At 71.7% G+C, this 10,666-nt stretch carries 11 protein-coding genes; 3 read left to right on the top strand and 8 right to left on the bottom strand.

Annotated features, from left to right (window positions below; translation table 11 throughout):
* Position 1: 1 nt before the first annotated feature.
* The 4 genes from glpX to FHP06_RS08740 are packed head-to-tail and all read right to left on the bottom strand — an operon-like array spanning position 2 to position 2,951.
* Positions 2-1,012 (bottom strand): class II fructose-bisphosphatase, encoded by a 1,011-nt coding sequence (gene glpX / locus FHP06_RS08755; protein ID WP_147685829.1) that lies wholly within the window; start codon positions 1,010-1,012, stop codon positions 2-4.
* A 25-nt stretch (positions 1,013-1,037) separates the two neighbouring features.
* On the bottom strand, positions 1,038-1,829 hold the full coding sequence (locus tag FHP06_RS08750) for an ABC transporter permease (protein ID WP_147685827.1): 792 nt from the start codon (positions 1,827-1,829) through the stop codon (positions 1,038-1,040).
* A complete protein-coding gene (modA, locus tag FHP06_RS08745; RefSeq protein WP_147685825.1) occupies positions 1,822-2,565 on the bottom strand; it encodes a molybdate ABC transporter substrate-binding protein in 744 nt (247 codons plus the stop codon). Before modA ends, FHP06_RS08750 begins: the two co-directional genes overlap by 8 nt.
* A complete protein-coding gene (locus FHP06_RS08740; RefSeq protein WP_147685823.1) occupies positions 2,562-2,951 on the bottom strand; it encodes a TOBE domain-containing protein in 390 nt (129 codons plus the stop codon). The genes modA and FHP06_RS08740 overlap by 4 nt, the downstream gene beginning before the upstream one ends.
* Positions 2,952-3,031: 80 nt before the next feature.
* Here FHP06_RS08740 and FHP06_RS08735 point away from each other — a divergent pair, with 80 nt between their 5' ends.
* Entirely contained in the window at positions 3,032-3,556 is a 525-nt protein-coding gene (locus FHP06_RS08735) for a DUF4245 domain-containing protein (protein ID WP_187271854.1), read from the top strand.
* Here the strand turns inward: FHP06_RS08735 and FHP06_RS08730 are convergent.
* On the bottom strand, positions 3,526-3,750 hold the full coding sequence (locus FHP06_RS08730) for an exodeoxyribonuclease VII small subunit (protein ID WP_147685820.1): 225 nt from the start codon (positions 3,748-3,750) through the stop codon (positions 3,526-3,528). The two genes, FHP06_RS08735 and FHP06_RS08730, sit on opposite strands and share 31 nt — an antisense overlap.
* Positions 3,743-4,960, bottom strand: a complete 1,218-nt coding sequence (xseA, locus tag FHP06_RS08725) for an exodeoxyribonuclease VII large subunit (RefSeq protein ID WP_147685818.1) — start codon at positions 4,958-4,960, stop codon at positions 3,743-3,745. The genes FHP06_RS08730 and xseA overlap by 8 nt, the downstream gene beginning before the upstream one ends.
* Positions 4,961-4,990: 30 nt before the next feature.
* Between xseA and FHP06_RS08720 the strand changes: the two genes are divergently transcribed.
* Positions 4,991-5,986 (top strand): 4-hydroxy-3-methylbut-2-enyl diphosphate reductase, encoded by a 996-nt coding sequence (locus FHP06_RS08720; protein WP_147685816.1) that lies wholly within the window; start codon positions 4,991-4,993, stop codon positions 5,984-5,986.
* A 319-nt stretch (positions 5,987-6,305) separates the two neighbouring features.
* Here FHP06_RS08720 and ggt read toward each other — a convergent pair whose 3' ends face one another.
* Entirely contained in the window at positions 6,306-8,138 is a 1,833-nt protein-coding gene (gene ggt, locus FHP06_RS08715; RefSeq protein ID WP_222706421.1) for a gamma-glutamyltransferase, read from the bottom strand.
* 108 nt (positions 8,139-8,246) lie between these two features.
* Between ggt and FHP06_RS08710 the strand changes: the two genes are divergently transcribed.
* On the top strand, positions 8,247-10,130 hold the full coding sequence (locus FHP06_RS08710) for a Na+/H+ antiporter (protein WP_147685814.1): 1,884 nt from the start codon (positions 8,247-8,249) through the stop codon (positions 10,128-10,130).
* Here the strand turns inward: FHP06_RS08710 and FHP06_RS08705 are convergent, their stop codons facing one another.
* A complete protein-coding gene (locus FHP06_RS08705) occupies positions 10,131-10,664 on the bottom strand; it encodes a GNAT family N-acetyltransferase (RefSeq protein WP_230973445.1) in 534 nt (177 codons plus the stop codon).
* Positions 10,665-10,666: the final 2 nt, after the last annotated feature.

Here is a 10,666-nt window from a genome sequence, read left to right as displayed (position 1 = left end):
GTCAGTGCTCGTAGTCGACGGTGGAGTACGCCTTCAGCTTGTGCAGCTGGTGCTCGCTCGAGATCTTGCGGACCGTGCCGCTGCGCGAGCGCATGACGATCGACTCGGTGTACGCCTTGCCGGCGCCGTAGCGGACACCGTCCATCAGCTCGCCGTCGGTGATGCCGGTGGCGACGAAGAAGACGTCGTCGGCGCGGACGAGGTCGTCGGTGTCGAGCACGACGTCGAGCTCGAGGCCCGCGTCGATCGCCCGCTGCCGCTCGGCGTCGTCGGTGGGCCACAGCCGGCCCTGGATGATGCCGCCGACGCACTTCATCGCGCAGGCGGTGATGATGCCCTCCGGTGTGCCGCCGACCCCGACCAACAGGTCGACGCCGGTGTCCGGGCGGGCCGCCGTGATGGCTCCGGCGACGTCGCCGTCCATGATGAACTTGATGCGAGCCCCGGTGGCGCGGATCTCCTCGACCAGCTTCTCGTGCCGCGGACGGTCGAGCACGCACACCGTGACGTCGCTGACCTGCACGCCCTTGGCCTTGGCCACGAGGGAGATGTTCTCGGCGACCGGGAGGCGGATGTCGACGACGTCGGCGGCCTCGGGACCGGCCACGAGCTTCTCCATGTAGAAGACGGCGGACGGGTCGTACATCGAGCCGCGCGGCGCGACGGCCATGACCGAGACGGCGTTGGGCATGCTCTTGGCGGCCAGGGTGGTGCCGTCGATGGGGTCGACCGCGACGTCGACGTCCGGACCGGTGCCGTCGCCGACGTGCTCGCCGTTGTAGAGCATCGGGGCGTGGTCCTTCTCGCCCTCGCCGATGACGACGACGCCGTTCATCTGCACCGTGTTGATCAGCGTGCGCATCGCGTTGACCGCGACGCCGTCGGCGCCGTTCTTGTCGCCGCGCCCGACCCAGCGGCCGGCCGCCATCGCACCGGCCTCGGTGACGCGCACCAGGTCGAGGGCGAGGTTGCGGTCCGGGGCTTGGGCGGCGGGCTGCAGGCTGTTGGTCACACGGGCATCCTACCGATGGGTCACCTCACTCCCAGGGGTTCGACAGCCAGCGCTCGCGGAGGGCGGCCAGCACGGCGACGCTGAGGACGAGCAGGACGATGCTGAGCGCGATCGCCGGCTCCGGGTCGGTCTGCAACGCCGTGTAGATCTCCAGCGGCATGGTGCGGGTGACGCCCTCGGAGTTGCCGGCGAACGTGATCGTCGCGCCGAACTCGCCGATCGCGCGAGCCCAGGCGAGCACGGCGCCGGCGAGGATGCCGGGCATCGCCAGCGGGACGTTGACCCGCAGGAACGTCTGCCACCGGCTGGCACCGGCCATCGCGGCCTCCTCGTCGAGCGTCGGGTCGGCCGTGCGGAACGACCCCTCTACCGAGATCACCAGGAACGGCATCGCGACGAACACCTGCGCCAGGACGACGGCGGTGGTCGAGAACGGGATCGTCACGCCGAACGCGTCGCGGAGCGGCTCGCCGACGAACCCGTTCCGGCCGAACGCCGTGAGCAGCGCGACGCCGGCGACGACGGGCGGCAGGACGAGCGGCACCGTGACCAGCGAGCGCACCAGGGACCGACCGCGGAAGTCCACGCGGGCGAGGACCCAGGCCAGCGGGACGCCGACGAGGACGCACACCACCGTCGCGATCGACGCCGTCACCAGGCTGAGTCGCAGGGCGGTCAGCAGCGAGTCGCTGGTGAGCAGGTCGCCGAGCGTGCTCCACGGCGCGCGGACGAACAGGGCGACGAGCGGGACGACGAGCAGCAGCGTCGCCAGCCCGGCCGCGACGACGACCGCGGGAGGTGGGGCGCTCCTACGCACGGGGACCGAACCCGAAGGAGGCCAGGACGCGCTGCCCCTCGGCGCCCGTGATCAGCCGGATCCAGTCCTGGGCCGCCCCTCGGTCGCCGCCCTTCACCGCGGCGATCGGGTCGACGTTGACCACCTCGGAGGCGTTGGCGGCCTGGACCACCTCGACCTGGTCGCCGGCAGCCTGCGCGTCCGAGACGTAGACGAGGCCGGCGTCCACCTCGCCGGTCACCACCTTGGTGAGCACACCCTTGACGTTCTCCTCCTCGGTCGTCGGCTTCGCCGTGAACCCCTCGAGCTGGAACAGGCGCTGAGCCGCGTCGCCGCACGGGGCGGCCGGCACGCAGACGGCGAACGTCGACGTGGCGAGGTCGTCGAGGCCGCGGATCCCGGCCGGGTTCCCCCTCGGGGTGGCGATGACGAGTGTGTTGGAGGCGAAGACCGTCGGCGTGCCGGTGACGACGCCGGCCTGCTCGGCCTTGTCCATCGTCGCGGTGTCGGCGGTGGCGAGGACGTCGGCGTCGAGGCCCTGCGACAGCTGCTCGACGAGGATGGCGGAGGAGTCGAAGGACAGCTTCACGTCGACGCCGGGATGCGCCTTCTCGTACCGCTGCTCGAGCGCGGTGAACGACTCGGTGAGCGAGGAGGCGGCCAGCACCTTCAGCGTCGTCCTCCCGGAGGAGCCGTCGGACCCGGACCCGCAGGCGGTGAGAGCGACGACGAGCGCCAGGACGGTGGCACGCCTCACTGCGTGACCTCGAGCGAGACGTTCGTGGACTTGACCGAGGCCCAGACGAGCGAGCCGGGCTCGAGCTCGAGGTCGTCGGCCGCCTCGCGGCTGATCAGCGAGACCACCCGGTACGGGCCGCACGCCACCTCGACCTGCGCCATCACGGTGTCCTTCGTGACCTTGGTGACGATGCCGCGCAGCCGGTTGCGGGTGCTGCCCGTGGAGGGACCGCGGTCGGGGGAGTCGGCCACCTCGACGGCGAGCCGAGCCAGGTCCGCGCCGGCGATCGTCGCGACGCCGGGCGAGCCCGTGGTGCTGAAGCGTCCCTGCTGCTGCCAGCGACGTAGGGTGTCATCGCTGACGCCCAGCAGGTCCGCGGCCTCGGCCAGCCGGTACTCGGTCATGACAGCACGGTAGACCGCACGTGCGGCTGATGCACAGCACTATCTCCGCATCTGCGGAGAAATACGGTCAGGAGCGCCGCATGAGTGGAACCAGCAGCCGGGGCAACCCGGCCCTGGGCGACATCCTGCGATCGGTCGCCGTCATCGGCGCCATCCTGCTGGGCGTGTACGGCATCGCGCAGATCATGACCGTCGAGCCGGAGCACCCGACCAGCACCGTCGACTACCAGTCGGCCCTCGACAGCGCTCGCCCGGTGGCGGACTTCGATCTCCTGGGCCCGACGTCGCTGCCGAAGGGCTGGCGGGCCACGTCGGCGCGCTACGAGAGCGACTCCTGGCACCTCGGCGTGATCACCGACGACGACGAGTACGTCGGCCTCGAGCAGCTCCGCGCGAGCGCCCAGGAGACGATCCGGAAGTTCGCCGAGGACAGCCGCCCCGCCGGCTCGGTGACCATCGACGGGACGTCGTGGCAGCGGCGGACGGAGCCCGACGGTGACTCGACCTACGTGCGCCGCGACGGCGACATGACCGTCCTCGTCACCGGCAGCGCGAAGCGCGCGGAGATCGAGCGCTACGTCTCGTCGCTCTCCTCGTCATCATGAGCCGCGCCTGACGCCTTGGCGAGCCGCTCCCGCGCGCCGTCGAGCCACCGCTGGCAGATGGCGGCGAGCTCTTCACCGCGCTCCCAGAGGGCGAGCGACTCCTCGAGCGTGGTGCCCCCGGACTCCAGCTTCTGCACCGTGGCGACCAGCTCGTCGCGCGCCTGCTCGTAGGGGATCTCCGGGGTCTCAGTCATGGGGGGTCTCCTCGGTCGAGAGGGTGCGGACGGCGACCCGGCCGTCGGCCAGGCGGACGGCGAACTCCTCGGGCACCTGGTCGAGAGCGGTGATGACGCTGCCGTCGGGGTGCTGCGCGACGGCGTACCCGCGGCGCAGGGTGGCCAGCGGCGACAGCGACTGGACGCGGGCGAGGTGGTGTCCGACGGTGTCGCGCTCGCGGTCGATGGTGTGCCGCAGGCTGCGACGGGCGCGGTCGAGGGCGTCGAGCACCACGGTCTGCTGGGCGTCGACGAGCGTGGCCGGCTGAGCCAGCACCGGGCGAGACCGCAGCTGCTCGAGCGTGTGCGCCTCGCGGTGCAGCAGGGCGAGCACGGCGCGGGTGGCCCGCTCCCGCGCCGCGGCGAGTCCGGCGACCTCCTGCGCGACGTCGGGCACGACCCGCTTGGCCGCGTCGGTGGGCGTGGAGGCGCGGACGTCGGCGACGAGGTCGAGGATCGGGGAGTCGGGCTCGTGCCCGATGGCGCTGACGACCGGCACCGAGCACCCGTGCACGGCGCGGACCAGACCCTCGTCGGAGAACGGCAGCAGGTCCTCGATGGAGCCGCCGCCGCGGGCGATGACGATGACGTCGACGTTGCCGGACTGCTCCAGCGATCGCATCGCGCCCATGACCTCGCCGGCGCACTTGGGGCCCTGCATGGTGGCGTGCCGGACGACGAACGTGACGCCGGGCCAGCGCATGCGGGCGTTCTCGAGCACGTCCTTCTCGGCGGCGGAGTCGCGGCCGGTGACCAGGCCGATGGCACGGGGGAGCAGGGGCAGCGCCTTCTTCAGCCGCGGGTCGAAGAGACCCTCGGCGGCCAGCAGCTGCTTGCGGCGCTCGAGCTGGGCCAGCAGCTCGCCCTCGCCGGTGGGCCGGATCTCGCGGATCTCCAGCGACAGCGTGCCGTCGGGCTCGTAGAACGTGGGCTTGGCATGCACGACGACCCGCTGACCGGGCGCGACCGGCGTGCTGGCGGCGTCGAGGATCGAGGAGTGGCACGTGGCGCGGATCGACAGGGTGGCCCGCAGGTCGCGGAGCACGAGGAAGCAGACCCCGGGGCGGCGGTTCACCGACGCCACCTGGGCCTCCAGCCAGACGGCGCCCAGCCGGCCGACGTACTGGCCGATCAGCGTGGAGACCTGACGCAGCGGTGCCGGTGCGTCCGGGCTGGTCTCCAGGGCCATGGCCACACACTAGGTCGTTAGGCTGGAGTCATGTCCTCCCACGTCGAGCTCGGCATGCCCCCCGTCGGCGGCAGCGTGCTGCTGGCCGACCCGCGAGGCTACTGCGCGGGCGTCGACCGCGCCGTCATCACGGTCGAGAAGGCGCTCGACCTGTACGGCGCCCCGGTCTACGTGCGCAAGCAGATCGTGCACAACAAGCACGTCGTCCAGAATCTCGCCGCTCGCGGCGCGATCTTCGTCGAGGAGCTCGACGAGGTGCCCGAGGGCGCCACGGTCGTCTTCTCCGCCCACGGCGTCTCGCCGGCGGTGCACGCCCAGGCCGCGGAGCGGAACCTGAAGACGATCGACGCCACGTGCCCGCTGGTCACGAAGGTGCACCACGAGGCCAAGCGGTTCGCCCGCGAGGGCCGGCACATCCTCCTGATCGGCCACGCCGGTCACGAGGAGGTCGAGGGCACCGCGGGCGAGGCGCCGGAGAGCATCACGCTCGTCGAGCACCCGGACGACGTCGACTCGCTGGAGTTCCCCGAGGGCACGCAGCTGTCGTGGCTCTCGCAGACCACGCTGAGCGTCGACGAGACCATGGAGACCGTCCGCCGGCTGCGGGAGAAGTTCCCGCACCTGGAGGACCCGCCCAGCGACGACATCTGCTACGCCACGCAGAACCGGCAGGTCGCGGTCAAGGAGATCGCCAAGGAGGCCGACCTCGTCATCGTCGTCGGCTCGGCCAACTCCTCCAACTCCGTCCGCCTCGTCGAGGTCGCCCTCGAGAACGGGGCCAGCGCCTCCTACCGCATCGACGACGTCACCGAGATCGACGACGCCTGGCTCGAGGGCGTCGAGAAGGTCGGCGTCACCTCAGGTGCCTCCGTGCCTGACGACCTCGTGCAGGACGTGCTCGCCTACCTCGCCGAGCACGGCCACCCCGACGCCGCCGCGGTCCGCACCGCCGAGGAGAGCCTGACGTTCTCCCTCCCGCCGGAGCTCCGCCGCGACATGAAGCTGGCCGAGCAGAGCGGGCGTTAGCTCCAGTCCGGTGGTCGAGTGCCTCCGCGAGCGCCAGCGAGCTGGAGGTGTATCGAGACCGCCTGACGTCAGACGTGGTCTCGATACGCGTCGGCCGCGGGCGGCCTCCGCTACTCGACCACCGAAGGTGAGGCGAGCCACGGACCTTGAGCTTGTTGAAAGGTCATTTCGGCAGGCTCAATGACCGATGGTCGAGTGCCTCCGCGAGCGCCAGCGAGCTGGAGGTGTATCGAGACCACCTGACGTCAGACGTGGTCTCGATACGCGTCGGCCGCGGGCGGCCTCCGCTACTCGACCACCGAGGGTGGGGCGGACGAGCTCAACGACCGTTCGGCTTGACCACGAGGGCGGTCCCGCCGCCTCGACGCACCGGCTCGGCGGCGGCCGTGAGCTCGCCGTGGCTCCCGACCTCGATCGCCGCCGCGGCACCGATCTCGGCCGCCGACGTGAACGCGTCGCCGGAGGGCACCAGCACGTGGCCGAAGGGCGCGAGGGCGTCCTCGTAGGCGTCGATGAACGTCGGCTCGGCCGTCACGGACGCGGTGTTGCGCTGTGACGCCCTCGGCGCCGCGATCGCCTCGGGCAAGGTCATGCCGAGGTCGATGCGGTTCAGCAGGATCTGCAGGACCGTCGTGATGATCGTCGAGCCGCCGGGCGAGCCGACGACGTACTTCACGTCGTCGTGGTCGTCGAGCACGATCGTCGGCGACATCGACGATCGCGGCCGCTTGCCGGGCTCGATCCGGTTCGGGTCCTTCGGGTCGTAGACGGCGCTGAAGTCGGTCAGCTCGTTGTTGAGCAGGAAGCCGCGCCCGGGCACGGTCATGCCCGAGCCGCCGGTCTGCTCGATCGTGAGCGTGTACGCAGCCGCGTTGCCCCACCGGTCGACGACCGAGAGGTGCGTCGTCGAGACGTTCTCGGTGTCCGGCTTCTCCTCGTGCGCGGCGTCCTCGCAGCCGGTCGCGCCGAGGTCGCCGGCGGGCACCGGTTTCGTCGCCGCGTGCTCGGGGTCGATCGTGCACGCGCGCGAGTCGGCGAACGCCTGGCTGAGCAGCGTCTGCGTCGGCACGTCGACGAAGGCCGGGTCGCCGACGTAGGCGCCTCGGTCGGCGAACGCGAGCGCGGACGCCTCCAGGTAGAGGTGCAGGCTCTTGGCGAGCGCGTCGCCGGCGCCGAGGTCGAAGCCCTCGAGGATGTTCAGCGCCTCGCCGACGGTGGTGCCGCCCGACGACGACGGCGCCATGCCCTTCACGGTCAGCCCGCGGTAGTCGACGGACGTCGGCGCCTGGCGCTTGACCCGGTAGCCCGAGAGGTCGTCGGCCGTCATCGACCCGGGTGGCGCGGGCAGGTCGGACGCCGGGTCCTTGCGCGGGTGCTGCACGACGTCGGCGATCTCGTCGGCGATGGCGCCGTCGTAGAACGCGGAAGGACCCTGGTCGGCGATCAGGCCGAGGGTCTTCGCGAGCTCGGGGTTGCGGAACACCGAGCCGACGGCGGGCGCGTCGCCTCCGGGGAGGAACAGCTTCGCCGTGTCCGGAAATGCGGCGAACCGCGTCTTGTTGTCGAGGGTCTGGCTGCGGAAGGTGTCGTCGACGACGAAGCCCTTCTTCGCCAGGTGGATCGACGGCTGGAGCGCCTTCTTCAGCGACAGGGTGCCGAAGTCCTTCAGCGCCGCGTCCCAGGTGGCCAGGGTTCCGGGCACGCCGACCGAGACGCCGGACGAGACCAGCTCCGGGGTGAACGGGTACGGATCGCCGATGGCGGGATCGATGAAGGCGTCGTGGGTGATGCCGGCCGGCGCGGTCTCGCGACCGTCGATCGTGCGCGTCTGACCGGTGCGCGCGTCGTGGTAGACGAAGTATCCGCCTCCGCCGACGCCGGCGCTGTACGGCTCGGTGACGCCGAGCGCCGCCGCGGTGGCCACGGCTGCGTCGGCCGCGTTGCCGCCGCTGCGCAGGACCGCGATGCCGACGCGCGTCGCGTTCGGGTCGACCGACGACACGGCCCCGCCGGACCCGTGCGACGTCGCGACCTTGGTCGGCGGCGTGCGGTCGGCGCTGGCCGGACCGGTGGTGACTGCGAGTGTGGCGGCCGCGGTGGCGGCGGCGAGCGCGATCGCGCCGCGCATGGACCAGGTGCTGAAGCCGTGCATGGACGAACCATCCCCCTCGAATCGACGGCTTCCTCACCGTAAGTCGGTCGTCGACGCCGGGCAACGCGATGGGAATGCCCGGCGGGGCACGGATGGTTGAATACCGCCGTGGACGTCGCCCTCACGCTGGTCACCGTCGTGGCCATCGCGGTGGTCGTCACGGCGCTCACCCAACGCTTCACCTCAGCGCCCCTGGCCCTGATCGCCGTCGGCATCGCCGGCTCGTACGTGCCGTTCGTCCCGGACGTCGAGCTGAGTCCCGAGCTGGTGCTGATCGGCCTGCTGCCGCCCCTGCTCTACGCGGCCGCCATCCGCACGTCGCTCGTCGACTTCCGCGCCAACAAGCGGCCGATCGCGCTGCTCAGCGTGGGTCTGGTGGTCTTCACGACGCTCGGCATCGGCGTGCTGGTGCACATGATGCTGCCGGTCGACTGGCCGGTGGCGTTCGCCGTCGGGGCGGTGGTGGCCCCTCCCGACGCCGTCGCCGCCACCACCATCGCCCGCCGGGTCGGCCTGCCGCGTCGCGTCGTGACGATCCTGGAGGGCGAGAGCCTGGTCAACGACGCCACCGCGATCGTGGTGCTACGGACGTCGATCGCGGCCATCGCCGGCACCGTGAGCGCGTGGGAGGTGGGGCTCGGCTTCGTCGTCTCCGCCCTCGGCGGCGCCATCATCGGCCTGGTCGTCGCGGTCGTCGTCGGCAAGGTCCGCCGCCTGATCACCGACGACATCACCGACGTCGCGGTGTCGCTGCTGACGCCGTGGATCGCCTACCTGCCGGCCGAGGAGCTCCACGTCCCGGGCATCGATCAGCACCCGTCGGGCGTCCTGGCCGTCGTGGTGGCCGGGCTGATCCTCGGGCACAAAGCGCCGCTCATCCAGTCGGCCACGTCGCGGCTGTTCGAGCGGACGAACTGGTCCACGATCTCCTTCGTCCTGGAGAACTCGGTCTTCCTGCTGATCGGCCTGCAGATCCGGGCCATCGTGTCTGACCTCGGCGAGGACGACCTGTCCGTCGGCCGCGTCATCGCCGCGAGCATCGCGGTGCTCGTGGGCGTGATCGTGCTGCGCGCGGTCTGGGTCTTCCCGGCCACCTATGTGCCCCGCTGGCTGGTCCCGGCGGTGAGGCGGGCCGATCCTCCGCCGCCGTGGCAGATCACCACCGTCATCGCCTGGACCGGCATGCGCGGCGTCGTCACCCTGGCGGCGGTGTTCCTGCTGCCCGAGGAGACGCCGCACCGGCCGGCGCTGGTGATGATCGCGTTCGTGGTCACCGTCGGCACCCTGCTGCTGCAAGGACTCACGCTGCCGGCCGTCGTGCGGGGGCTGGGGGTCGAGGGGCCGGACCGGCACGAGGACCACCTGCAGGAGGCGAACGTCTACCAGGCCGCCGTGCAGGCGGGCCTCGACTACCTCGAGGAGAACGAGCGCGACCGGATCTCCGACAGCGTCATGGAGCGACTGCGGCAGCGCGCCACCGATCGGTCCGACGCCGTGTGGGAGCGGCTGGGCGGCATCGACACCCCGAGCGCCCAGTACTCCCGAGCGCGCGCCGCGATGCTCGACGTCGAGCGCGCCGAGGTGCTGCGGCTCCGCGACCTGGGCACGCTGGACCAGAGCGTCCTGCAACGCGTGCTGGACGCCCTCGACGTCGAGGAGTCGATCTTGGACCGCATGTCGGAGGACGAGACTACGGCCGACCGAGAGACCGACCTGCGTCCCAGCACCGGCAAGGGACCGTGCGAGCATCTCGCGGTCTGTGGCACCCCGCCGAACCCGAACACGCCCACCGGGTGCGAGGAGTGCCTGGCCGACGGCGACACCTGGGTGCACCTGCGGCTCTGCATGGAGTGCGGCCACGTCGGCTGCTGCGACTCCTCGCCGAACCGGCACGCCACGGCGCACTTCCACGAGTCTGGCCACCCGGTGATGCGCAGCTTCGAGCCCGGCGAGGCCTGGCGCTGGTGCTACATCGACAACGTCACCGGCTGATCACCAGAGATCGCCGCTCCGGTAGTCGCAGGTGAGGTCGGCCGTCAGGTCGAGCGCACCGGTGTCGAACACCAGCACCCCGCCCTCGTCGTCGGGCGTGGGCACGACGCCGTCGGGCGTCAACGCGAACAGGTGGCCCTCCCACGGCACCCAGCCGCGCGACAGGTAGAGCGGGCGCCCGGCCTCCGTGGCGTACAGGCCGCCGAGGTCGTAGGCGCGCTCGATGACCGGCTCGAGGGCCTCGATGACCTGGTGGCCGATGCCGCGGCGCCGGTGCTCGGGGTGGACGGCCACCGACTCGACGTACCCCGCGCGCAGCACCTGGCCCTCGTGCAGCAGGTGGCGCTGGTTGACCGCCGCGTGCCCGACGATGGTGTCGCCGTCGCGAACGATGGCGTGCAGGCCGCCCAGCCCGTGCTCCCAGTCGTGCTCGGTGAAGTCGTCCTCGCCGAAGGCCGAGAAGGTCATGGCCCGCGCCTCGGCGAGGGTGCCGGGATCGAGGTCGGCGGTGTGCGCGACGGTCAGCTCGGTCACCG

Source organism: Aeromicrobium terrae (genome assembly GCF_008039565.1).
Classification (GTDB): domain Bacteria; phylum Actinomycetota; class Actinomycetes; order Propionibacteriales; family Nocardioidaceae; genus Aeromicrobium; species Aeromicrobium terrae.
The sequence above is the reverse complement of the archived record's forward strand: the minus strand, read 5'-3'. Positions and strand labels throughout refer to the sequence as shown.

Excerpts from the sequence above, each read along its gene's own strand:
- FHP06_RS08740 (WP_147685823.1), bottom strand. The coding sequence starts at position 2,951 with ATGACCGAGTACCGGCTGGCCGAGGCCGCGGACCTGCTGGGCGTCAGC.
- FHP06_RS08735 (WP_187271854.1), top strand. The coding sequence starts at position 3,032 with ATGAGTGGAACCAGCAGCCGGGGCAACCCGGCCCTGGGCGACATCCTG.
- FHP06_RS08730 (WP_147685820.1), bottom strand. The coding sequence starts at position 3,750 with ATGACTGAGACCCCGGAGATCCCCTACGAGCAGGCGCGCGACGAGCTG.
- xseA (WP_147685818.1), bottom strand. The coding sequence starts at position 4,960 with ATGGCCCTGGAGACCAGCCCGGACGCACCGGCACCGCTGCGTCAGGTC.
- FHP06_RS08720 (WP_147685816.1), top strand. The coding sequence starts at position 4,991 with ATGTCCTCCCACGTCGAGCTCGGCATGCCCCCCGTCGGCGGCAGCGTG.
- ggt (WP_222706421.1), bottom strand. The coding sequence starts at position 8,138 with ATGCACGGCTTCAGCACCTGGTCCATGCGCGGCGCGATCGCGCTCGCC.